The organism is Winogradskyella alexanderae, assembly GCF_020166335.1.
Classification (GTDB): Bacteria; Bacteroidota; Bacteroidia; order Flavobacteriales; family Flavobacteriaceae; genus Winogradskyella; species Winogradskyella alexanderae.
Genome location: NZ_JAIUJR010000005.1, coordinates 197,254 through 220,979, shown reverse-complemented (window position 1 = coordinate 220,979; position 23,726 = coordinate 197,254). Strand labels below are relative to the sequence as shown.

Sequence of the window (23,726 nt, the reverse complement as noted above, 5' to 3'; positions counted from 1 at the left end):
GAGACATTATTTTTTCTCTACCAGTTCCAATAAATCAAGACTCACGTTTGTAGTGAATAAGCCATAGTTTACTGTGGCTTTATTTTTTTCAATAGTATCAATTGATCCGACGGCTCGGCCATCATGCATCCGAACAAGATCTCCAACTTTTAGTATTGGTTTAGGCTCTTCAATCACAACTTCTTTTGCTTTGGCAACTTTTTTCTTTTTTCTTATAGCTTCAACTTTCTTTTCAGCTTCATGTTTGATCTGCTTTTCTTTCGCTTTCTCAACACGCTTTTGTTTGGCAGACATTCTTTTTCGTTTTGCGTTTTCAATTTGTACAAGACGAAATAATTCTGACAATAATTCGCGTTTACGATTATTGTCAAAATACTTCTCAGCTAGATCGTTTACTTTTTGACCAAGATAAATTAATCGCTGGTTGCTATCGTACAACTCCTGAAAACTCTCGAGTTTCTTCTGTATTTTGGCATTTGTTTTTTCTAGCTTTTCAGCCTCAGACAATTTCTTTTTCTCATTTTCTTTTAAGGAACGCTCGGTACGCTCTAACTTGCTTCGCTCTTTTTGAAGTTTTGCTATTGTTGCATCAAACCGGACTTTACCACGTTCAATCTTCTTTTTTGATTTGTTTATTAGACTATATGGAATACCATTTTTTTGAGCAACCTCAAAAGTAAAGGAACTGCCTGCCTGACCGGTTACCAGTTTGTACATTGGTTCTAAACTCTTTTCATTAAAAAGCATATTTGCGTTTTGCATGTGAGGCAATTCGTTGGCCAGTAATTTTAGATTAGAGTAGTGCGTGGTTATTATACCAAAAGCCTTTCTTTCATAAAAAACTTCTAAAAACGTTTCTGCTAATGCACCGCCAAGCTCAGGGTCGCTACCAGTTCCAAATTCATCAATTAGAAACAAAGTCTTAGAATTACATTTTTTCAGAAAGTAGTTCATTTGTTTGAGACGATAACTGTAGGTGCTCAAATGGTTTTCGATAGATTGATTATCGCCTATATCGCTTATGATACGTTCAAATAAACACACCGTACTTCTTTCGTGTACCGGAATAAGAATTGCACTTTGTATCATTGCCTGTAGTAAACCAACAGTTTTAAGTGTAATACTTTTACCACCAGCGTTAGGACCTGAAATTACAATTATTCTGTTGTCACTATTAAGATTAATGGATTGCGGAAAAGTTTTTGTACCTTTTTCTTTATTAGTCAAATAGAGTAGAGGATGATAAGCATCGATTAGATTTAGTTCGCGCTTATCTGATATTTCCGGTAATATTGCATTAATACTCCTTGCATACTTTGCCTTTGACGCGATGACATCTATCTTGGTTAAAAATGCCTGATAATCATTCAGAAGAGGAGTAAACAGCCTAATGTAGTCCGTTAGTTCTTTTAAAATTTTTATAACTTCTTCTTTCTCATCGTATTCAACATTATTTAACTCTCTAGTAAATTGTAGTGTAGTTTCAGGCTCAATGTAAACGATACTGCCAGTTTTGCTGCCACCCATAATAGCACCTTTGACTTTGCGTCTGTACATGGCCTTAACGGCAAGTACACGTCTGTTTTCTACTACGGTTTCACGGATATCGTCAAGATAATCTAAACCATGGTAACGATTTAACGCTGAGGAAAAACTACTGTTTATTTTGCTTTTAAGTTTGGTAATTTCGCGTCTTAAAACTTGTAGTTGCGGTGAAGCGTCGTCTTTGATATCACCAAATCGATCTACAACTGCATCTACTTGATCGATGATGCTCGTTGTCACTTCTATATGTTGGCTGTACTGATGGAGCTTAGGATAATACGCTTTAAACTTTTCTAAAAATTTTACAAAACCATTTACGGTTAGGGAAATACGCACTAATTTTTGTAAACTAGGGACTTCTAGAAACGTATTTTCAATACGTAGCAACTTGAGCTCTTTGTTTATTGCTTCAAAACCGTGATTGGGTATTCTATTGTCATTATCAAATGAAGAGCGATATTCATTTACATAATCAAGTTCGCGTAAAAGCTGGGAAGGAACTTCAAATGGTAAAATAGCCCTAACTGCCTCTTCGCCTAACGAGGTTATCGTATATTCACATATTTGATCCAAAACCACGCCAAATTCAACATCTTTGAGGGTTTTATCATGAATCTTTATCATCTTATAAGACTAAAATTAAAGATGCAAATTTAAGCTAAATACAGACATGCGCCTAATTGCTAGCATTTCCTGATATGTGTATTTTTGAAAAAAATAATTGAATGGACGTAAAAATAGACCAATCGTGGAGAGCAGTATTGCAAGAAGAATTTGATAAGCCTTACTTTAAGGATTTGGTACATTTTGTGAAATCTGAGTACGCAAAGTTTACATGTTATCCTAAGGGATCTGAAATTTTTAACGCGTTTAATCATTGCTCCTTCCAGGATACAAAAGTTGTAATTATTGGTCAGGATCCATATCATGGCCCAGGTCAGGCTAATGGATTATGTTTTTCCGTTAAAAACGGAATACAACATCCACCTTCTTTAAAAAATATTTTTTTAGAGTTGCAGAATGACCTAAATTTTACATATCCACGTAATGGAAATTTAGAAAAGTGGGCAGACCAGGGTGTATTATTATTGAATGCAACATTAACTGTAAGAGCACATGAAGCGGGAAGCCATCAAAATAAAGGCTGGGAAATTTTCACTGACAACGTAATATCTGCTCTTAATACAAAAAAAGAAAATATGGTCTTCTTATTATGGGGTGGTTATGCTAAAAAGAAAAAAAAGTTAATCGACATAACAAAAAACTTTGTTTTAGAAACAGGCCACCCGTCTCCATTAAGTGCTAATAGAGGTTATTGGTTTGGCAATAAACATTTTAGTAAAACTAACTCCCTGTTGCGGCAAGCTGGTTTGTCTGCAATTGATTGGTCACTAAAGTAGGTTTTTCGGTTCTGATAATATGCGGTTTCTTACTTTCTAGTTTTTTAGTTGATTTATTACAACTAAAAATTAATAATAAAAAATTTACCGCAACTAAAAAACCTAAAATCAGAGTAATTGTTAATAGCATATTAGTCTGTTTTTACTGTTAATAGCTTAGATTCGGTGGTCAAATATAAATAAAAAATTGAAACAGTGAAGTTTACAAGGGAATTTGGGCTAAATAAGTTAAAAAAATTAACATAATTTAACACTTTTAGTCGAAAAAAAGCGACATTTTATCGTTAAAAAATAGAGATTTAGTGGGATAAGCCTGTTTTAAATAGCATATTCCTAAATAATTGCTGTCAATTCTGAGTAATTCGCTTTTCTGGGAATTATATCCAATTTAATAAGTTTCTTTTGCACATTTTCAATTGTTTCTTTGTCAATTAGGTCTTGTGACCATTCTGTAAGTGAGAGCCATTCTTGAACATCTTCTAGCTTTTGGTTATATCTATTGGCAATTGTTCTATCAATACTTGGAATGGATTTGAAATCTGAGGTTGTTTTATTTATTATGTTCAGAATTGTTCTTAAGTCATCCTTGTTGCTTTTAATAAACTCTTCTCTTACGGCAATCACAAAACAAGGCCAAGGAGAAGGGCAGTTGTCAATACGCCTAAATGTCTCATTGTCGACTAATGGTTTAGTAGTAAATTTTTCCCACATGAAATAGTCCGCGTTACCATTTGTTAATCCTTCAATAGCACCATCTAAATTTTTAATGACTTCAAATTTTAGATCGGTGTCTAAATTCCAATCATTCTGTTCTGCGTTAATATAGGCCATTAAATGTGAGCCTGATCCATACCTGCTTATGGCTGCTCTTGTTCCTTTAATATCTTCAATGGTTTTAAACTTTGAATTATGGGCAACATGAATACCCCAGATTAAAGGAGATTGAACGAATGTCTGAACAATTTTTGAGGGATTCCCTGCAATAATGTCTTTAATGATACCCTCGGTTAAAATCACCGCAATATCAATTTCTTCAGAACGAAGAGCTTTGCACATGGCTCCGGTACCACCGTAATAATCATGCCACCTAAGATTAATACCCTCCGCCTTATATTCGCCATTTTTGAGGGTTAAGTACCAAGCCAGATTAAAATGTTCTGGAACACCGCCTATGTTAACTTTCTTCATTCTAGATATTTACAATACGCTCTAAAGCAAATAAAATTAGCTTTTCGATGGTTTTCTTTGGATTTTTACTAAAATCACCATTTGCTCTATTTGCAATTATGGCGTTAAGGGATAAAGCTTCGTGCCCCAAAAGTTTAGAGAGGCCATAAATTACCGAAGTCTCCATTTCAAAATTGGTTATTCTAAACTCTTTAAATTTAAAACTTTTAAGTTTAGAATTAAGGGTGCTATCCTGCAAAGGTAAGCGGAGCACACGACCCTGTGGACCATAAAAACCTCCTGCAGTACCTGTCATTCCTTTATACACTATTTCATTATCAAAATAACGTTCTAAGTATTTACTATTATTTATAATAATGGGTCTTGCCTTATTTTTGTCCCAATTGGTGTGTTGTACAAAGGCATCCTCAATTTCCGGATTACTAATTCCTTCGATTTGATAAAAGTGTAACATACCGTTTATATCTAAACCGTGTGTGCTCAAAACAAATGCGTCTACTGGGATATCTGTTTGTAATGAACCAGACGTGCCGATTCTTATGATATTTAAACTGGTTAAATTAGTCTTTGGTTTACGTGTTTTTAAATCAATATTAACCAATGCATCTAATTCATTAAGCACAATATCAATATTGTCAGGTCCTATGCCCGTTGAAATCACTGAAATCCTTCTGTCTTTGTAATAGCCTGTCTGGGTTTTAAATTCGCGTTTTTGAGTACTAAATTCTATACTATCAAAGTGTTTCGTAATTTTTTCTACCCTATCCTGATCACCAACAAAGATTATAGTATCTGATATATCTTCGGGTTTTAAATTAAGATGGTAAACACTACCATCGGGATTTAGTATAAGTTCAGAATCTTTAATCGCCATGCAAAATGGTTTTTATAAGTTTGTTTTGTTCAACACTAAATTGATATTCTAGTCTATTTACACCGCCATAGGACATAGTGTTATTTACCTCTTGTGCATAGTTATATCGTCTTAATAATGCCTCGTGTCCTTTTCTATTCAGTGTTATGCCGTTTTCTGTTTCTTCAAAAAAAATAGATAAGTTATCAATCATTCGTTTTAGTTGCAGATCACCATAACCATAAAAACCTTGGTAGTTTAAACTGTAGCCCAACAAATGATGCATGGACTTTATTTGATTATCTCTTACTATTCTCAAAATATTGTCTTCTAGAACACTAAGACCACTTTTTTGATGTGGAAATCGCTTCAAATGTGCTTTTAAACAGTTGCTCATATATTCAAAACTTGACTTTGTAACAATGTACGGTTTCAGAATATTATGGTCTTTTCCACAATAGGTTCTCCAAATGGCTATTGCAAATTCCTTATCGCTTTTAGTGAGGAGCTTTTTATTCTTGTAATGGTATTGAAGTTGTGCAGGGCTGAGTTCTGCAAGTCCTTTTAAACTTTTTTCTCCCACAACGCGGCCGCTACAGATTAAATACAGTGGCTTATCTATTTGCTTTTGGTGTAAAAGATTGAGGACTCCAACTAAATTGATATGGCAAAATAAATCATACTCAAACCATAGATTAATTTCATCGTACTTGTCAATAGCATCTAATTTTGCAAGTTCTTTTTTAAGTGCATGAGAATCTACTTCTATATCATAAAAAGTCTTTAGAAATTTTGCCCTGATTTCAAAGAATTCGTCAGAATCAATTTTTGGTATTGTTGGTCCTTCACAGAGCATTTCCTGCCAGGTTAATATATCATCTTTAAAATCCAGCTCACGCAAATAAGCTGTTAGGGCACCACCATTTGTTATATGCAAACACGATTTTTCCATTGATTTAACCTCCAACACGTTTTACATTGAATCCTTTTTCTTTAAGAATGGCCATAATTTTGTCCCTATAATCGCCTTGTATGATAATTTTTTCATTTTTGAAACTACCACCGACGCTTAATTTAGATTTTAATTCTTTAGCGAGTTTTTTAAAATCTTCCTGTGCTCCATTATAACCCTCTAAAATAGTAATAGGTTTTCCTTTTCGCTTTTCATATTTACATACTATTGGTTCTTCTTGCAACCAAATATCCGTTGCATTTTGATTTTTGGAATCCTCCGTCTGCGCTTTGTGGTCTGGGAAAAGTTTCTTGAGCTGGTCTTGTAAATCCATTTTATTTTTTTATCAAACCAAGTTCAACAAGCCGTTCATTTAAAAACTCACCCGCAGTGATATCATCAAACTGCTTTGGGTTTTCTTCATCTACACAGCTTTCAAGTACATCTAATTTCATTTCACTTATAGGATGCATAAAAAACGGAATGGAATAACGTGAAGTTCCCCAAAGCTCTCGAGGTGGGTTTACAACTCTGTGAATTGTAGATTTTAGCTTGCTATTAGTGTGTCTTGAGAGCATATCTCCAACATTAATCATAAGTTCATCAGGCTCTGCAATAGCATCAATCCATTCGCCATCGTGTCGTTGGACTTGTAAACCCCTGCCTTGAGCACCCATTAACAATGTAATTAGATTAATATCGCCATGAGCTGCCGCTCGCACCGCATCTTTTGGTTCCTCTAATATAGGAGGGTAGTGAATGGGTCGTAAAATAGAATTACCATTATGTATGTAGTCATCAAAATAGGTTTCTTCAAGACCCAAATGTAATGCCAGAGCACGCAAAACATATTTTGCTGTTTTTTCAAGCATTTTGTAGGTTTCTTTCCCCACTTTATTAAATTCTGGTAGTTCTTTTACCTCTACGTTTTCAGGATATTCGTTTTTTCGTTTTTCATCATCTTCGACATATTGTCCAAAATGCCAGAATTCCTTTAAATCACCTTCTTTTTTTCCTTTTGCACTTTCCTTGCCAAAAGACACATAGCCGCGCTGACCACCAATACCTGGAATTTCATATTTTCTTTTGGTTTCAAGTGGCAGATTAAAAAAATGCTTAACTTCAGCATAAAGTCTATCCACTAATTCATCATCTAAAAAATGGCCTTTTAATGCAACAAACCCTATTTCCTCATATGCTTTGCCAATTTCATCAATAAATTTTTGCTTGCGTTTGGGATCAGAAGAAATGAAATCCTTTAAATCAACGCTCGGTATTCTATCCATGATTTTGTTAATTTTCGTCAATATACAAATCTAAAGAAAATACTATAAAACTTACGGTCAGAATTGTTTGCAATAAATAGATTAATGTACAATTATTGCTTCAATTTTATTTACTTTTGATATCATCTAACTTATTATTTATGCCCACCATAACTAAAAGCACGATTAATTACGACAAAAGGGATTTAAGCGACAAAACACTACTCAAACTTTACTATAATATGCTTAAGCCCAGGCTAATTGAAGAAAAGATGCTTATTCTTTTGAGGCAAGGTAAAATTTCAAAATGGTTTTCGGGCATTGGCCAGGAGGCTATAGCGGTAGGTGTGACAATGGCCCTTAAGCCAAATGAATACATCTTACCTATGCATAGAAATTTAGGGGTGTTTACCACACGAGAAATCCCATTGCATCGTCTTTTCTGTCAATGGCAAGGTAAAGCCAGTGGTTTTACGAAGGGAAGAGACAGATCATTTCACTTTGGTACTCAAGACTATAATATTGTTGGAATGATATCTCATTTAGGCCCTCAATTGGGTGTTGCAGATGGTATTGCCCTTGCCAATTTATTAAAGAAAAACGGACAAGTTACCGCGGTTTTTACTGGTGAAGGTGGCACAAGTGAAGGTGACTTTCATGAGGCATTAAATGTTGCCGCTGTTTGGCAATTGCCTGTAATATTTTGTGTTGAAAACAATGGTTATGGTTTGTCTACACCAACTAGCGAACAGTATAGGTGCAAACATTTAGCCGACAGAGGTAAAGGTTATGGTATTGAATCATTTATTTTAGACGGAAACAATGTAATAGAAACGTATACTAAACTGAAAAAGCTCTCCGAAAGTATCAGAAAACGTCCACGACCCATTCTTATTGAATTTAAGACATTTAGAAGAAGAGGCCATGAAGAGGCAAGTGGTACAAAATATGTTCCAAAAGAATTAATGGAAGAATGGGAAGCAAAAGACCCCATCGAAAATTATAGAAGCTTCTTATTTAGTAAAAAAATCCTCACACAAGAAATAGACGAAAAATATACGACTGAAATTAAAGCCGATATTGATAGATCTTTGGAATCGGCATATGCTGAAGAAGACATAAAGCCTAATGAAACAGAAGAATTAAATGATGTCTATAAGCCAGTTGAATATCAAGAAGTTAAGCCTAATGAAATAACTGAAGAATTAAGACTGGTAGATGCTGTTTCCCAGGGGCTAAGACAATCTATGGAGAAACATAAGGATCTTGTAATCATGGGTCAAGATATCGCAGAATATGGTGGCGTATTTAAAATAACAGAAGGTTTTATTAACCAATTTGGTAAAGACCGTGTGAGAAATACTCCAATTTGTGAATCTGCTATTGTTGAAGCTGGCATGGGCTTATCTATTGCAGGAATGAAAGCTGTTGTCGAAATGCAATTTTCCGACTTTGTGACTTCTGGTTTTAATCCTATAATAAATTACTTAGCCAAATCCTATTATCGATGGCATCAACAAGCGGATGTGGTGATTAGAATGCCTTGTGGTGCAGGAGTAGGTGCCGGACCATTTCACTCACAAACTAATGAAGCTTGGTTTACAAAAACCCCAGGTTTAAAAGTGGTCTATCCTGCTTTTCCATATGATGCAAAAGGGCTATTGGCAACAGCAATAAACGACCCTAATCCTGTTATGTTTTTTGAGCATAAGGCCTTATACAGAAGTATTAGGCAAGAAGTACCAACAGATTATTACACAATTCCTTTTGGTAAGGCAAGGAAAGTTAAAGAAGGGCATGATGTGAGCATTATAACCTATGGTGCTGGTGTCCATTGGGCTGTGGAAGTACTACAAAATAATCCAGAGATTTCTGCAGATTTGGTTGATCTAAGAACACTTCAACCCTTAGACAAAGAAACCATATTAAATTCAGTAAAAAAAACAGGTAAAGTGCTTCTTTTGCAAGAGGATTCTGGCTTTGGCGGTATATCAAGCGACATATCAGCCATTATTATGGAGGAATGTTTTGAATATCTGGATGCGCCAGTAAAGCGCGTCGCTAGTATGGAAACACCTATCCCTTTCGCTGTTCAATTAGAAAAGCAATACTTGGGCAAATCAAAACTTGGGCAAGCGCTTAAGGATTTGGTTGCCTATTAATTAATTTGATAAAGTATTGCAATTTTTGAATGTCAGATATTAGGCTCGTAAAATAGTTATGTTTTTCAAATTTATTGGTAAATTACACCTTTAAAAATAATCCCACATGAAGAATAAATTACTATTACTATTTGTGTTTGTGTCGGCATTGACTTTTGCACAAATTATCCCCGAAGATGTCCAACCGCCAAGTTGGACTACTTTACACGAACTCTCTAATCCAAAACCATTCAAATTACCTTCATTTGATTTAAAAAGCCTACAAGATGAAGATCTAGTAAACGATAAGGATAAATCTAAACCTTGGCGTTTTGGTTATGAATTATACGTTGATCATGATTTTAATGAGGTCGGGCAATGGACAACATTACCTAATGGTGACAAGATATGGAGAATGTCTTACACTTCAGAAGGTGCACTTACCTTAAACTTTTATTTTGATGTTTTCTGGATTCCAGAGGGTGCAAAATTATATGTTTATAATGACGAGCAGAATGATTTGTTAAGACCTTTTACACATCATAATAATAATCCAGAAGAGATTTTAGGAACTTGGTTAGTAAATGGTAATCAGGCTTGGATAGAATATTATCAACCTGCAAATGTTGTTGGAGAGGCTAAAATTACAGTTGGGTCTGTGATTCATGGTTATAGAACAGCTGAATCTTATCAAAAAGGATTAAATGATTCTGGCGCATGTAATCATGATGTGGACTGTGACATAACACCTCCAGGTGCTGACCCATTTAATTTGAATACTGTAAAAGAGAATATTAAAAAAGCTGCAGGAATGCTTGTGACTGGAAGTACTGGATTTTGTTCAGGTACACTCATTAACAACACTAATAACGATGGCACCTTATATTTCATGACGGCTAATCACTGTGGTGGAGGTGAGGGAAGTTGGGCCTTCAGATTTAACTGGAGAAGTCCAAATCCTTCCTGCGGAACATTTACAAATAGCACCAACGGTTCATTTAATCAAACTGTAAGTGGGGCAATTTTAAGGGCAAATAGCTCTCAATCGGATATGGAATTAGTTGAAATTACAGATCCTACTTTCGCCGCAAGTAATCCAGATTTAGTCTGGGTAGGTTGGAACAATTCCACTACACAAACTCCAAATGTTAATTTTGGGATTCACCATCCAAGTGGTGATATTCAAAAAACATGCAGGGATGATGATGGTGCAGTGAGACAACCTGTTAACTTTAATGGTAATCCAAATACCCAGATGTGGTATATCACGGAGTGGGAATTGGGTGTTACCGAACCAGGATCTTCTGGCTCTGGTTTATTTAACGAAAATGGCGAACTAATAGGGGTTCTATCTGGTGGTGCTGCGGCGTGCAGCGGTACGGTAAATAATGGAGCATTTGATTATTACGGCCGTTTTGGCGTTGCATGGGATTTCGGAAGTTCGGCCTCTTCAAGGCTTAGAGATTGGTTAGATCCAGGTAATACTGGCGCAACCGTTGTTGGTCAGTATCCGCCATTAGAGACTTATGATATTGATGCTCGCGTTTCTGCTGGAAGCGGTAATGAAGCTTTGTTATGTAATATGGATTTTACGCCTCAGGTAACAATAATTAATCCAGGTAACCTTAATTTATCATCGGCAGATGTAACTTATTATTTGGATTCAGAACCGCCAACTACAATAAACTGGACCGGGAATCTCGTTACTGATGCGAGCGAAGTTGTGGCAAATCCAGTATACAGTAACATAGCTCCTGGAAGTCATACCTTTACTATTCAGGTAGCAAATCCAAATGGAACAACCGATGAAAATACAACAAACGATAGTTTCGTTTTTGCGTTTGATGTTTCGCCAGAATTTTCAACCAATGAAATCATCCTTAATATAACAACTGATAATTATGCAAGCGAAACTACCTGGGAAGTGAGGAATAGTTTAGGAACGTTAGTTGACAGTGGAGGTACAGGCTATGCTAATGCAACAACCTATCAAGAGACTATAACACTTCCAGCATTTGATGAGTGTTATACGTTTACACTATTGGATTCTTTTGGCGATGGCATATGTTGCGCATATGGAACAGGTTCCTACAGTTTAGAGGATGAAAATGGTAATGTTATTATTTCAGGAGGCGAATTTGGCAGCAGTGAGTCTGTACAATTTAAAGCTCTAGATCCGCTAAGTATCGATGACGAGACACTTGCAAATTATGTCTCCATTTATCCAAATCCTGTAAAAGATGAATTAAATATTCGTACTCAAAATATCAGTGAGTCTGTAACTTATGAAGTTGTTAATGCGCTAGGTCAAAGTGTTAGGGCCGGGACTTTAAGTAACAACACCTTAAACAGATTATCTTTAGGTAAGTTGAGTAGTGGAATTTATTTTATAAAACTAAGTACAACCTCAACTAGCATGGTTTATAAAATGATTAAGGAGTAAACGTTTTATATATAGAAAATCTAAAAGCCAGTTTAATTTGTTTTAAACTGGCTTTTTACTTTAATTGAATTTGATTAGGTTCAATTTTCATAGTCTTCTTGTTTCTAGGTCATCATCTAAACTATTAGATGTATTGACGATTCTTGATAAAGTTCTCATAACTGTTTGATTTAGTGATTGATAAAATGATTGATGATTTTCGTTATTATCTATAACGTCTTTTTTTGTTCCAAGAATGACCTTTAGTTCCTTCTGTTCTACTTGTTAATTGATTGCTGTCTAATGTTCTCATAACTGTTTGATTTAATGATTGATAAAATGATTGATGAATTACGTTCTTATCTATAACGTCTTTTATTGTTCCAAGTATAAGTTTTGGTATTTACAGTAGTACTTGTTAATTGATTGTTGTTTAAAGTTCTCATGATATATGTTTTTTTAATTGATTACATATAATAGACGACCTTAAATTAATTTTGTTACAGTACTTTGCATAACATAGTAATGATTTAACAATTTTTAACTATTTAAAAGATAAACTTGCTTCAGAAAGAATAAAAGGGTAGGCACTTTTCACAGTATGTATTTCTGATGTTGATAATTCTTTAGGTTCTTTATCAAAGATCTTCTTCGAATAATCTAATCGTAGTTTAAAAAATGCTTTTGCAATTTCATCTTGCACTTTAATGTATTCCTGATAGTTGGCTCTTTTATCATGACTGAGGGATATTATCGCTTTTTTAGGATGATCCGAAGCGTTCTTATCTTTAATGCCATTACAGTAATTACAATTGCCACCGCCATTGTTATCTATAAACCCTATCACAACTTCTTTTAGTGCTTCAATTCTAATAATATCATTATTTACCATTAACTCGTTATTTGCATTCAAACTTATCCTTAAGAGGTTATGCTCTGGAATATCTACAATACAGTTTTCACCCTGAGGACAGAGGGCAGGAAGTTGTCTTAATATTCCCTTATCTGCAGAAATTGTTGTTGTAACCAAGAAGAAAATTAGTAGTAAAAAAGCAATATCCGCCATGGAGCCTGTATTGATGGTAGCTGGCTGTCTTCTAATAGTTTTCATAAAAAATTGTTTAAAATGTTATTACAAGTTGAGTCACAACAACAATACCAATCTTGTTAAAGGTTATTAACAATAGCTTCAAAAAACACTTACAATGTGCTATTTTTGCAAAATTAACGATTGAGGAAATCTACATGTCAACAGAAACATTGAAAGAAAATATCGCTGAAAAAAGACTCTATGATTATCAAATCAAGGATCTTAACCGCATTTTTGATGTTATGGCAGAAGAAGCAGAGAACTTTAACCTGCTCTATCAATTGCCAACTGGCGGTGGTAAGACGGTCATTTTTTCCGAAATAGTAAGACGCTATATTGAAAGGCACAACAAAAAGGTTGTTATTCTTACACACAGGATAGAATTATGCAAGCAGACCTCAAATGTTTTGTCTGGTTTTAAAGTAAAAAACAAAGTAATTAATAGCAAGGTAAAATCCTTACCTGACCAAGATGATTACATGTGTTTTGTTGCAATGGTAGAGACACTAAATAATAGATTATCTGATAACGATTTTGAGCTTAAAAATATTGGTCTTTTAATAATTGATGAGGCACATTACAATTCTTTTAGAAAGCTATTTAAATTTTTTGAAGAGTGTTTCATTTTGGGTGTTACGGCAACACCTCTGAGCAGTAATATTAAATTGCCGATGAAAGATAATTACAACAAATTAATTGTTGGTGATGATATTTCTACCCTAATAAAAAACGGATTTTTAGCCACGGCAGAAATGTACCATTACGATGTTGGTCTAACATCATTAAAGATTGGAATTAATGGTGACTATACCGTAAAGTCTTCCGAGGCACTTTACACTAATTCCTTGATGCAGAGCAAGCTCCTAACAGCATACGAGGAACTGGCAAGGGGCAAAAAAACATTGATCTTTAATAATGGTATCTATACGTCTAAGGAAGTATATTATACCTTTAAAAAAGCGGGTTACAACGTAAGGCATTTGGATAATACCGCAAGTAAACAAGAACGAAAAGATATCCTTAAATGGTTTAAATATACACCAGATGCAGTTTTAACGTCAGTAAGTATTCTAACCACTGGTTTTGACGAACCGTCAGTAGAATCTATAATCCTAAATAGAGCAACACGTTCACTAACGCTCTATTTCCAAATGATTGGAAGAGGAAGCAGAATCTACAAAGAGAGAACTTCATTTCAGGTAATCGATTTAGGTAATAATGTTGCAAGGTTTGGACCATGGAGTCAACCTGTTGATTGGCAACATATTTTTAAATATCCTGATTTATACCTTGAGAATATTATTGATGATGAGGCTCTAGAACGCGATTTTGTTTATGTTATGCCAGATTCAATAAAAGAAAAATTCAAAAACTCAGAAGATTTAGAATTTGACGTCAAAGCCCACTATAAGGATGTCATCAAATCTGGCAAAAAGTCATTTGCTGTAATAGAACGTTCCATTGCCCAGCATTCTAAAATGTGTATAGAAAATAGTGAAGACGTTTATGATGCCAGAGATTTGGTTAAACTATTGCAAGATGAAATAGCTTACCGTATTAAGCAGTATGGCTATTGTATCATGAACAGTACGGATAATTATAAAGATTGGCTTTTTGAAGAGTATAATCGTAAACTACGCATAAGTTTTAACGGCAAGTTTTAACGTTTTTTTGTAAGGAATTTTATTTTTTAGCGTTTATTTTGAAGTAGGTACGATTTTTGCACCATATCTAACGGATAGAGATTTAACCAAGTAAAAGTGAAAACCTTAAACGTTATAGTATTAATTTTTAGCATTTTGAGTGCACCCTTTGTGTTTTCACAAGTAAAGGACAAGCAAACGAAATCTATACGAATTCCTGCTGAAAAATCCGATAAAGATAAGGATTCAACACCACTACGAATTAAGGTAGAGCCAAAATTTGAAAAGGAATCTGACAAAAGCAAGGGTACTAAAGATGAAGAGAAAAAATTCATTTTTAAAGAGTCTGAGAGACCTTTCTCTATGGTCTATGATGACGGCCTAAAAAATCCTGGGGAAATTTTTGAAAAGCGATGGAAGAAAGAACTTGTAAAAGGAGGAGTTGTAAAGACAATGTCCGACCAATTTCTAGGTGAGCATAAGGTTGATACAAAATTTGTAAATATTGTTTGCCGTGATCACGAATATCCTGATGGCGATAGAGTGCAAATAGTACTCAATGGATTCATTGTAAAGCACGAGTTGCTCTTAACCAGCCAATATAGAAGGGTCGAGGTCAACCTGGCTCAAGGACGAAACATTGTTGATATTATAGCACTTAATCAAGGAGAATCGGGACCAAACACTGCAGAGTTTGTAGTGTATGACGACGCTGGAAGGGTAATTTCATCCAAGGAATGGAATCTTTTGACTGGTGTTAAGGCACGAATTGTTTTTAATAACGAAAAGACGATCATTAAATCAAAAGATGACGCTAATAACGAAGCAGAGCAGGCATCTAATAACGAATAGGCCAAACTTCAGCAGGTTTCATATCATCAATAAAATAAGGTCCAATTCTAACTCTAACTAAACGCAGCGTTGGGCATCCAACTGTTGCAGTCATTTTTCTAACTTGTCTATATTTGCCTTCTGTTAATGTGATAGAAAGCCAACTCGTTGGTCCATGTCTTAGATCCCTTACTGGTCTTTCAATTATATGAGATGTATCTTTTAACAGGGAGACTTTACAAGGTTTTGTAGTATAAGTTTCACTTTTTACAGTTATTGGAATGCCTTGACTTAGAACTTCAATATGTTCTTGTTTAATTATGCCATCAACCATAACATGGTATTCTTTTTCAATATTGGAGTTGGTTATATTATAACTGAATTTACCATCAGTAGTCAAGAGGAGCAAACCTTCAGATTTTTCATCTAGTCTACCAACTGCCATTGTTCCAGCAGGAAACTCATATAAGTCCCCCAGCAGACGCTTGGATTTTCGCTTATTTTGATTGTTAATGAACTGACTTAGGTATCCGTAGGGTTTATAGAGTTTGTAATAGTAATGCACGTATATATTTAGTATGTGATTATAACAGCTACCACCAAGTCACAAAGATTTTCTTTAACTCTTTTTCTGGGGTTTTTACCCAACATAGTGGTGAGCGATATTTAGATATTAAGTTATCGATAGGATGCTTTATATCTTCAAAGGATTTCCATTCTACCTCAATTTTTGGATTACATAACCAATCTAACTTTGATGGTATATAGAAATAAAAATCACGTAGTTTATTTAAATCATCAAAATTCAAATATTCACCGATAATGCAATTATTATTTATTGGGCCAATATCACTAATATTTTGGCCATAAGGTAAGAATAATTGTGCTTTAAAGCATGTGTGCTGACTTATATCGTCACGATTAACATTAAGTGTATTCAATAATCTTATAGTACCATCATGATATAGTAAAGGCAGTTGTTTTTCTTTAAGTTTTTTTAATTTAAATACAAGAGTGTCTTTCCTATTTGGTCCAATCCATTTATCTAAATAATTGTCGTTAACTATTTTATTATCAAACAAATAGAATTTATAAACAACTTCCATATGTAGAGGCTCATGATTGAAATAAAATAACAAATCAAGCTCTCCAATGGTTTCATTATTAACTTTTATTTGACTGTTTTCAGCTAATATCTGGGCCTCTGGTGATGCTTTTAATTGAAAGCTTACAAATTTTTCAACCCAATTACCCAATCTAAGATTTAGATTTGGTATATCCGTAAAAAATTGTTTGTTCGTTTTTTTTGGTTCAAACTGATTTATACCATAAATCTCGTCGTTATGCCAAAGTGGTGGAGTAGTTTGAAATCCTTCAAACATCTCAATTAATGTTGTTTTGTTGCTCAACAGCCTACGGTTTTAGCACAAAAATATTGAAAACCTAACTTATATCATGTTTTTAGAGTTAAAGTAAGAGTAACTTTAGCAGTACATTTTTCAAAGGAAATATAACCGCTTAAAATCTCTTATTATATGAAAGTATTCGATAACAAACACATTAAAAATGTGGCTTTTGTCGGGACACATCGCGCCGGCAAGACCACCTTATCAGAGACTATGCTCTTCGAGGCTGGTCTAATTAACAGGCGAGGCACTGTAGAGCAACAAAACACAATATCGGATTACCATGAATTTGAGCACCAACGCGGTGCTTCTGTTTTTGCTACCCCTCTGCACACCGAATGGCGTAATTATAAAATCAATATTATAGATACGCCAGGATTAGACGATTTTATTGGAGAAATAATGTCATCAATACGCGTTGCAGATACCATCGTTACTGTTATAAATGCTAAGCACGGTGCAGATATTGGTACAGAAATCATTTGGAACTATGTCGATAAATATCATAAACCCACATTGTTTGTAATTAACAAAATTGATAGCGAAAAGGCCAACTTTGAAATGAGCGTTAATAGCTTAAAAGAGTTAGTCGGTAATAATGCAGTATTGGTTCAATACCCCATTAAATTGGATGGTGCTCAATGTATTATTGATGTTCTTAAAATGAAATGTTACAAATTTGGTCCAGAAGGCGGTAAACCTGAAAAGCTACCTATACCAGAAGACCAAATGGAATATGCGACCATGCTACATAATGAACTTGTGGAGAAGGCTGCAGAGAACGATGAAGAATTAATGGAGCTCTATTTTGAAAAAGGCACATTGAATGAAGAAGAACTTCGAAAAGGTATAAAGCTTGGTATGCTTAACCACGATTTCTTCCCTGTATTTTGTGTTTCTGCTTTAAAAGATATGGGTACGGGTCGATTAATGGGATTTATTGATAATATAGCACCTGCGGCTGGAGATTTAAAGCCAGAGCAAACTATAGAAGGTGAATTGATTAAACCAGAAATAGATGGAGATACGTCATTATTTGTGTTTAAGAATGTTTATCAGCCTAATCTAGGGCAGATAACATTTTTCAAGGTTATGTCTGGTGAGGTAAAAGCTAATGATAAACTTTTTAATACCCGAACAGGAGAAGCTGAAACTTTGAATCAGCTTTACATAATGGACGGCAAGCAAAAGCATTCTGTAGAAAAGTTAACTGTTGGTGACATTGGTGCAACAACAAAACTTAAATATACCGAAACAAATGATACTTTAGCACAAACAGCAGAGGCTGGTACATTTAAGCCTATAAAGTACCCACAACCAAGATTGGTTAAGGCGGTATTTGCAGAAAATTCTAGCGAAGAAGAAAAGTTAAGTGATGCTTTAAGACGTATACACAGCCAAGATTTAACTGTTGATTTGAGTTACAATAACGAAACGCACCAGACTTTGGTTGGTACGCAAGGTGAATTACATTTATCTACTCTAAATTGGTTATTAGAGCATGTTTATGAAGTAAAAGCAAGGTTTGAATCGCCAAAAATATCATATAGAGAAACCATTCAACGCAGTGCCACTGCAAATTACAGGCACAAAAAGCAAAGTGGTGGATCTGGTCAGTTTGGACAAGTTCACCTAAAAATTGAACCTTATTATGAAGGTATGCCAGAACCAGAAGGCTTTTCACTAAGAGGTAAAGAGGTTGTAGACCTACCGTGGGATGGAAAGCTAGTATTTTACAATTGTATTGTGGGTGGCGTAATTGATCAGCGCTATTTACCTTCAATTATGAAAGGTATTTTGGAAGTTATGGAATCCGGACCACTTACAGACTCATATATAAGAGATGTTCGGGTAATGGTATATGATGGTAAAATGCACCAAGTAGACTCTAATGATATCTCATTTAAAATTGCTGGAGCAAATGCTTTTAAAGAAGCATTCTTAAATGCTAACCCTAAATTGTTAGAGCCTATAGAACAAATGGTATTAAGAGCACCAGAGCAAATGATTGGCGGTGTAATGACGGAATTACAAAGTAGAAGAGCTATAATCCAAGGTGTTGAAACTGAAGCACACTATCAGATTTTACGCTGTACAATTCCTTCAGCTGAATTATCGGATTTTTCTAGTCAGTTACGATCTATTACCCAAGGTAGAGCAACCTATACGACTAAATTTGAAGGCTACAAAGCTGTACCAACTCACATTCAAAAAGAATTAATAAAACAACACGAATTAATAACCACCTAAACTTCAGTGATATGCAAAATAAAGTAATGTATTTAAGCGATTTAAAGTTTAATATAGAAACTTGGAAACGCGAATTAAGATTTCATTTCAATGAAATGGACACCTTTGAAGAAAAACTAGAGGAAATTGTGCAAAGAGGACATAATGATCCTATGGTCATGGTTAAACTAGAAGTTTTTCAAAATAGAATTATGATCGAAAAAGATGCGATTTCTAAATTATTGCATAGATGTCGTAATAAAATGGCAAATATCAATAATGTTGATTTCAATGAAAATATTGATGGACGTCTACAAAATGAACAGCGTACTTTAAGAGAGGATATGCGCACTTATATAAAATTACATTATGATCTTAAAGAAGAAATGATGGATTACTTTTTAGAGGTGTTATAAGGGTTTCATTTAACTTACTTAATCAAAGAAAGCCACAAGATTTGACTCTTGTGGCTTTTTTAATTAATCAAACAATTTACTTAACTATTAGTTTTTCTGTTCTTATGTTTCCAATGTCATCTGTTATTTTAACAATATAAAATCCAGAAGACAAGTTAGAACTGCTTATCGTATTTCTATCGCTAGATGCATCCAATTTAAATTCATCAAGTAATTGGCCATTTATGTTGTAAAGATACATCGATGTTTTATGCTGCAAATAACCACTTATTATAATTTCGTTAGAGTTCGCATCCGAATAAATTGAAAGATGGCTTAATTGAGACTGAGGTATATTTAAAACATCCGCTCCAAATCTTAGAAAAAACCGACCTGAACTTGAGATATCATCTTGTACTACAAATTGATAGCTATTAGAGTTTAAAAGTGTTAAAGTTCCTTCTGCGGTATCCTCCAAATAGATATTTATTGAAGGTGAAATTGTATTTTCAGTAATAGCAACTGAAATAGTATCGCCAGCCAATGCATGGATGCCTATAGGTACAATAGTTCCATTCATGTCATTTTCGCCAAGTGCTTGTATGCCCATAGGCATTCCTGTGTTTTGCTCAACAAGTAGGGAATAAATAGAAAATGACGGTGCTACACCTCCAAAAAGAGAAGCATCATAACCAGGATCTAATCCTAATGATGCATTAGTATTAAAATAAATATCGGTCCTAAAGTTACTGGAGCCATTATCAATTTGAAGTTTAACCAATCCAATATGGGAGAAAAAGGATATGTCTTCTATAACGTGATTGTTTTTTTTGAAATTAAATAGGGATATACAAAAAAGCCCAACAACTATAAACTTAAAGTGTCTTAAAAGTCTATAGTTATTGGATTCGAATACTGAATCCTTTAATGGACTGAGGGATTTCATTCTGTACGAATAATGGATTAATAGCTATATAAATGTAGAAATAAGTACTGACAAAAAGATATCCTTTCGACAAAACCGCATATAAAACGATTATACGTTTAATGGAAGAACGTATGGCCATTAATCTCGTTAAACAGTATGATAATTTAATGTGAGATGTTGTTCAATTCAGTTTTTTAAGTTTGAAAATATTAACAATTCCTTACGCACATCTCATATATCAATTTTGTACCTTTAGTTAGAGTCATAAAGTGAATTATGAAATTTAAAATAAGCATATTACTAATTACTTTTGGCACGCTAATGAATTGTGGTAGTTCTAAAGAGAAACTTTCATCAAAAGAGCGAAGTGAGAATTTAGAACAAATTAGATCTGCACTCGAATCAAAATCTTTTCAATTTAATGCAGAATTTGCCTTTCCGTTGCAATCAAACGATGTTATAATGGTAACAAATGAACTCATGCGAGGTTCTCAAAATTTAGGAGGACAGGTTAATTTATCTGGAAACTATGATTTCTTTAAGATTAATGGCGATACTACCGAAGGCAAATTATCTTATTTCGGAGAGATGCGCAATGTAGGCTACAACGATATAGCAGATAATAGTATCATTTTTTCTGGAGTACCCATAAACTATAGTGTGGAAGAAAAAAAGAATGGTGAGAAAATAATTATTCAGTTTGATGCCAAGAATCAGGTTGAGACATTTAGAATTAGAATGGTTGTGTTTAATAATTATGACAGCAATGTAATCATTTATGGTTCTAATAGAACAGCCATACGTTACACTGGGAACTTTGCCCTTCTCTCTGAATAGTTTTCTTGTATAGTTTCTTATAAATGGCGTTCTTGTCGGTATGTTTACCAAACGGTTTTATTATTTAATAAAGATTCAATATTTAGGCTATCGCTTTCATGGTTGGCAAAAACAACCAGATGTTAAAACCCTTCATTTTATGATCGATAGAACGCTTAAATATATTTTGGGCAAACAAAGATTTAAAACCTTAGGCGCAGGGCGCACTGACGCCATGGTTTCTGCGAATGAGGCTGCGCTAGAGCTTTTTCTTTACGATGAACCAATTAAGGATTTTGAAGAATTTTTAAAGGATTTTAATTACAATTTGCCTCAAGATATTCGTGCATTGTCTATTAAAGAAGTTGATGACACTTTTAATGTAATTCAAGATTCCAAAATAAAGGAATATCACTACGTATTTTCAGAAGGTACCAAAAATCATCCATTTTGTGCTCCAATACTATCTACGATTTTAGATCCATTAGATGTCGAGGTTATGAAAAGTGGAGCCAAGTTATTTGAAGGCACTCACAATTTTAAGCCCTATTGTTATAAAGCAACTGATAAGGGCGAATACACAAGGACTATTGAATTGTCTGAAATTATTGAGAATACCATATATACTGCCAGTTTCTTCCCTAATAAAACCTATGTCTACAAAATTAGAGGCAAAGGTTTTATGCGAAATCAAATACGTCTGATGGTAGGATGCTTAATCAAGCTTGGAAGGGGAGAGGTAACCTTAGAGTACATAGAATCTACGCTAAAACCAAATTGCACTGAGATAATGGATTACATCGCTCCTGCTTCAGGTTTAATACTTCACACGCTCAATTTTGATTAGTCTGTTTGCTGAATGATTTTCACAATTATAATACAGGAAATAACTGCTAAAAGAAGTAAAATACAACCAATTAAGGTATTTCCATAGATAAAACTTCCAATGCTGAATAGCGTTACATAAACACCTAAAGTCCCTACAATAAATGCAATGATTTTTAACCCAATACCTTCAAACTTAGATTTACCGGCAAAGACTAAATTATCAAATTCTTTTAATGTCTTTGCGTTTGTTGGCTTTGTTACTAATGTCACCAAAACCCATCCTACTGTAGTTACAAAAACACCAATTACAAGTTGAATATGTGATGGAAAATTAACCATTGGTGCGTCTAACTTTGCGTTAATAAAGAAGAACAGTGCAATTGAAAACGAAATTACCATCGCTGCAATTTCGCTATAAGGGTTTATGCGATGCCAAAACCATCTCAGGATAAAAAGTAATCCTGTACCAGCACCAATTTGTAAGAGTAGATTAAATACGTCTTTAGCAGATTGTAAATAAAATGAAAACCATGCAGCAAACAACATTAATAATATTGTAGACAATCTGCCAATTAGGACTTTCTGCTTTTCAGATGCATCTTTATTGATAAATCTACTGTAGAAATCATTTACCACATATGAACTTCCCCAATTTAATTGTGTGGAAATTGTACTCATAAAAGCTGCAATTAAAGACGTCATAACTATGCCTATTAGACCAGCTGGTAAGTAAGTCATCATTGCGGCATAAGCAACATCATCACCTTGCATCTCTGCAGTAAGATTTGGAAATGTATTGGCAATTGCATCCAAATCAGGGAAAATCACTAATGAAGCTAATCCTACAATTATCCACGGCCAAGGGCGCATAGCATAGTGTGCAAAATTGAAGAATAAAGTGGCCCAAGTGGCGTGTTTTTCGTCCTTGGCCGCCAACATGCGTTGAGCTATATAACCACCACCACCAGGTTCTGCACCAGGATACCAGGTACTCCACCATTGTACGGCTAAGGGAATAATTAAAAGTGTTATAAGTGCTTCTGAATTTGTAAAATCAGGGAAAAAAGCGAGTTTGTTCATTACGCTTTCATGGCTTAACAATGAACCAAGGCCGTTTATCTCTGGCAATCTTACAATATATATTGTAGCCCACACGCTTCCAACCATTGCTATTATAAACTGAATAAAATCCGTTATCAAAACACCTTTTAATCCTCCTAAGGAGGCATAAAAAACTACAATAATTGAAGCGTAAAGCAAAGTTTGTTCTTGAGATAATCCCAGAAGAATATTGGCTATTTTAGCGCCTGCGAGGCATACTCCAGCCATCGTAATAATATTAAAAATAACACCTAAATAAATGGCTCTAAATCCCCTCAAAAATGCCGCGCTTTTACCAGAATACCGTAATTCGTAAAACTCGAGATCTGTAGTTATACCACTTCTTCGCCAAAGCTTTGCGTAAAAGAAAACAGTAAGCATTCCTGTAAGTAAGAGAGCCCACCAGACCCAATTTCCAGATACTCCGTCTTTTCTAACCAGTTCTGTTACTAAACCAGGAGTGTCTGCTGCAAAAGTAGTTGCTACCATACTTACACCCAATAACCACCATGGCATATTCCTTCCTGAAAGAAAAAATTCACTTGTATTTTTACCAGCCTTTCTTGAGACATAGACACCTATGAATGCAAATAAGGCCAGAAAAAAGATAATTATGACCCAATCAAAAGTACTTAATTTCATAAATCGGATTTGGTGTAAATCTAATGCTTTAAAACTAAAAAAGGTATCAGC

Annotated in this window: 20 protein-coding genes; 9 read left to right on the top strand and 11 right to left on the bottom strand. The window is 34.5% G+C overall.

The window, feature by feature from the left end:
* Positions 1-6 precede the first annotated feature (6 nt).
* On the bottom strand, positions 7-2,169 hold the full coding sequence (locus LBU54_RS09370) for an endonuclease MutS2 (RefSeq protein ID WP_224528650.1): 2,163 nt from the start codon (positions 2,167-2,169) through the stop codon (positions 7-9).
* 101 nt (positions 2,170-2,270) lie between these two features.
* Between LBU54_RS09370 and LBU54_RS09365 the strand changes: the two genes are divergently transcribed.
* Complete coding sequence (locus tag LBU54_RS09365) at positions 2,271-2,945, top strand: uracil-DNA glycosylase (protein WP_224528649.1); 675 nt, start codon at positions 2,271-2,273, stop codon at positions 2,943-2,945.
* A 333-nt stretch (positions 2,946-3,278) separates the two neighbouring features.
* Here LBU54_RS09365 and LBU54_RS09360 read toward each other — a convergent pair whose 3' ends face one another.
* Genes LBU54_RS09360 through LBU54_RS09340 form a run of 5 tightly spaced genes read right to left on the bottom strand, consistent with a single transcriptional unit; the run spans position 3,279 to position 7,224 of the window.
* Complete coding sequence (locus tag LBU54_RS09360; protein ID WP_224528648.1) at positions 3,279-4,133, bottom strand: substrate-binding domain-containing protein; 855 nt, start codon at positions 4,131-4,133, stop codon at positions 3,279-3,281.
* A gap of 1 nt (position 4,134) precedes the next feature.
* Positions 4,135-5,007, bottom strand: a complete 873-nt coding sequence (locus LBU54_RS09355) for a nucleoside phosphorylase (RefSeq protein ID WP_224528647.1) — start codon at positions 5,005-5,007, stop codon at positions 4,135-4,137.
* Complete coding sequence (locus tag LBU54_RS09350) at positions 4,997-5,938, bottom strand: DUF1835 domain-containing protein (RefSeq protein WP_224528646.1); 942 nt, start codon at positions 5,936-5,938, stop codon at positions 4,997-4,999. The genes LBU54_RS09355 and LBU54_RS09350 overlap by 11 nt, the downstream gene beginning before the upstream one ends.
* A gap of 4 nt (positions 5,939-5,942) precedes the next feature.
* Positions 5,943-6,272: a translation initiation factor gene (locus tag LBU54_RS09345; protein WP_224528645.1), complete on the bottom strand. Its 330-nt coding sequence runs from the start codon at positions 6,270-6,272 to the stop codon at positions 5,943-5,945.
* Between the two features lies 1 nt (position 6,273).
* On the bottom strand, positions 6,274-7,224 hold the full coding sequence (locus tag LBU54_RS09340; protein WP_224528644.1) for an isopenicillin N synthase family dioxygenase: 951 nt from the start codon (positions 7,222-7,224) through the stop codon (positions 6,274-6,276).
* Positions 7,225-7,364: 140 nt separating this feature from the next.
* On the opposite strand from LBU54_RS09340, the gene LBU54_RS09335 reads away from it, so the two are divergent.
* Both LBU54_RS09335 and LBU54_RS09330 read left to right on the top strand, forming a co-directional pair.
* The gene (locus LBU54_RS09335) at positions 7,365-9,365 is read left to right on the top strand and encodes an alpha-ketoacid dehydrogenase subunit alpha/beta (RefSeq protein ID WP_224528643.1); all 2,001 of its coding nucleotides are present in this window, start codon (positions 7,365-7,367) and stop codon (positions 9,363-9,365) included.
* Between the two features lie 106 nt (positions 9,366-9,471).
* Complete coding sequence (locus LBU54_RS09330; protein ID WP_224528642.1) at positions 9,472-11,787, top strand: T9SS type A sorting domain-containing protein; 2,316 nt, start codon at positions 9,472-9,474, stop codon at positions 11,785-11,787.
* 523 nt (positions 11,788-12,310) lie between these two features.
* Here LBU54_RS09330 and LBU54_RS09325 read toward each other — a convergent pair.
* Positions 12,311-12,877: an ExbD/TolR family protein gene (locus LBU54_RS09325; RefSeq protein WP_224528641.1), complete on the bottom strand. Its 567-nt coding sequence runs from the start codon at positions 12,875-12,877 to the stop codon at positions 12,311-12,313.
* Positions 12,878-13,011: 134 nt separating this feature from the next.
* Here LBU54_RS09325 and LBU54_RS09320 point away from each other — a divergent pair, with 134 nt between their 5' ends.
* Both LBU54_RS09320 and LBU54_RS09315 read left to right on the top strand, forming a co-directional pair.
* Positions 13,012-14,520, top strand: a complete 1,509-nt coding sequence (locus LBU54_RS09320) for a DEAD/DEAH box helicase (RefSeq protein ID WP_224528640.1) — start codon at positions 13,012-13,014, stop codon at positions 14,518-14,520.
* Between the two features lie 135 nt (positions 14,521-14,655).
* Entirely contained in the window at positions 14,656-15,351 is a 696-nt protein-coding gene (locus tag LBU54_RS09315; RefSeq protein WP_224528637.1) for a hypothetical protein, read from the top strand.
* Here LBU54_RS09315 and LBU54_RS09310 read toward each other — a convergent pair.
* Positions 15,338-15,895, bottom strand: a complete 558-nt coding sequence (locus tag LBU54_RS09310; RefSeq protein WP_224528635.1) for a pseudouridine synthase — start codon at positions 15,893-15,895, stop codon at positions 15,338-15,340. The two genes, LBU54_RS09315 and LBU54_RS09310, sit on opposite strands and share 14 nt — an antisense overlap.
* A 28-nt stretch (positions 15,896-15,923) precedes the next feature.
* On the bottom strand, positions 15,924-16,739 hold the full coding sequence (locus LBU54_RS09305) for a DUF1853 family protein (protein WP_224528633.1): 816 nt from the start codon (positions 16,737-16,739) through the stop codon (positions 15,924-15,926).
* A gap of 126 nt (positions 16,740-16,865) precedes the next feature.
* On the opposite strand from LBU54_RS09305, the gene LBU54_RS09300 reads away from it, so the two are divergent.
* On the top strand, positions 16,866-18,986 hold the full coding sequence (locus LBU54_RS09300) for an elongation factor G (protein ID WP_224528631.1): 2,121 nt from the start codon (positions 16,866-16,868) through the stop codon (positions 18,984-18,986).
* 11 nt (positions 18,987-18,997) lie between these two features.
* Positions 18,998-19,381, top strand: a complete 384-nt coding sequence (locus tag LBU54_RS09295) for a hypothetical protein (protein ID WP_224528629.1) — start codon at positions 18,998-19,000, stop codon at positions 19,379-19,381.
* A gap of 76 nt (positions 19,382-19,457) precedes the next feature.
* On the opposite strand, the gene LBU54_RS09290 is transcribed toward LBU54_RS09295, so the two are convergent.
* Positions 19,458-20,306: a T9SS type A sorting domain-containing protein gene (locus LBU54_RS09290; protein ID WP_224528627.1), complete on the bottom strand. Its 849-nt coding sequence runs from the start codon at positions 20,304-20,306 to the stop codon at positions 19,458-19,460.
* A gap of 258 nt (positions 20,307-20,564) precedes the next feature.
* Between LBU54_RS09290 and LBU54_RS09285 the strand changes: the two genes are divergently transcribed.
* Together LBU54_RS09285 and LBU54_RS09280 are read left to right on the top strand one after the other, a co-directional pair.
* Positions 20,565-21,125 carry a DUF4251 domain-containing protein gene (locus LBU54_RS09285; RefSeq protein WP_224528625.1) on the top strand — a complete coding sequence of 187 codons (561 nt, stop codon included), beginning with the start codon at positions 20,565-20,567 and terminating at the stop codon, positions 21,123-21,125.
* Positions 21,126-21,165: 40 nt separating this feature from the next.
* A complete protein-coding gene (locus LBU54_RS09280) occupies positions 21,166-21,951 on the top strand; it encodes a tRNA pseudouridine synthase A (RefSeq protein WP_224528623.1) in 786 nt (261 codons plus the stop codon).
* Here LBU54_RS09280 and LBU54_RS09275 read toward each other — a convergent pair.
* Complete coding sequence (locus tag LBU54_RS09275; RefSeq protein ID WP_224528621.1) at positions 21,948-23,675, bottom strand: sodium:solute symporter family protein; 1,728 nt, start codon at positions 23,673-23,675, stop codon at positions 21,948-21,950. The genes LBU54_RS09280 and LBU54_RS09275 overlap by 4 nt on opposite strands.
* Positions 23,676-23,726 lie beyond the last annotated feature (51 nt).

Bases quoted from the DNA above. Each gene is read 5' to 3' on its own strand.
- LBU54_RS09370 (WP_224528650.1), bottom strand. From the start codon at position 2,169: ATGATAAAGATTCATGATAAAACCCTCAAAGATGTTGAATTTGGCGTG.
- LBU54_RS09365 (WP_224528649.1), top strand. From the start codon at position 2,271: ATGGACGTAAAAATAGACCAATCGTGGAGAGCAGTATTGCAAGAAGAA.
- LBU54_RS09360 (WP_224528648.1), bottom strand. From the start codon at position 4,133: ATGAAGAAAGTTAACATAGGCGGTGTTCCAGAACATTTTAATCTGGCT.
- LBU54_RS09355 (WP_224528647.1), bottom strand. From the start codon at position 5,007: ATGGCGATTAAAGATTCTGAACTTATACTAAATCCCGATGGTAGTGTT.
- LBU54_RS09350 (WP_224528646.1), bottom strand. From the start codon at position 5,938: ATGGAAAAATCGTGTTTGCATATAACAAATGGTGGTGCCCTAACAGCT.
- LBU54_RS09345 (WP_224528645.1), bottom strand. From the start codon at position 6,272: ATGGATTTACAAGACCAGCTCAAGAAACTTTTCCCAGACCACAAAGCG.
- LBU54_RS09340 (WP_224528644.1), bottom strand. From the start codon at position 7,224: ATGGATAGAATACCGAGCGTTGATTTAAAGGATTTCATTTCTTCTGAT.
- LBU54_RS09335 (WP_224528643.1), top strand. From the start codon at position 7,365: ATGCCCACCATAACTAAAAGCACGATTAATTACGACAAAAGGGATTTA.
- LBU54_RS09330 (WP_224528642.1), top strand. From the start codon at position 9,472: ATGAAGAATAAATTACTATTACTATTTGTGTTTGTGTCGGCATTGACT.
- LBU54_RS09325 (WP_224528641.1), bottom strand. From the start codon at position 12,877: ATGAAAACTATTAGAAGACAGCCAGCTACCATCAATACAGGCTCCATG.
- LBU54_RS09320 (WP_224528640.1), top strand. From the start codon at position 13,012: ATGTCAACAGAAACATTGAAAGAAAATATCGCTGAAAAAAGACTCTAT.
- LBU54_RS09300 (WP_224528631.1), top strand. From the start codon at position 16,866: ATGAAAGTATTCGATAACAAACACATTAAAAATGTGGCTTTTGTCGGG.
- LBU54_RS09295 (WP_224528629.1), top strand. From the start codon at position 18,998: ATGCAAAATAAAGTAATGTATTTAAGCGATTTAAAGTTTAATATAGAA.
- LBU54_RS09290 (WP_224528627.1), bottom strand. From the start codon at position 20,306: ATGAAATCCCTCAGTCCATTAAAGGATTCAGTATTCGAATCCAATAAC.
- LBU54_RS09285 (WP_224528625.1), top strand. From the start codon at position 20,565: ATGAAATTTAAAATAAGCATATTACTAATTACTTTTGGCACGCTAATG.
- LBU54_RS09280 (WP_224528623.1), top strand. From the start codon at position 21,166: ATGTTTACCAAACGGTTTTATTATTTAATAAAGATTCAATATTTAGGC.
- LBU54_RS09275 (WP_224528621.1), bottom strand. From the start codon at position 23,675: ATGAAATTAAGTACTTTTGATTGGGTCATAATTATCTTTTTTCTGGCC.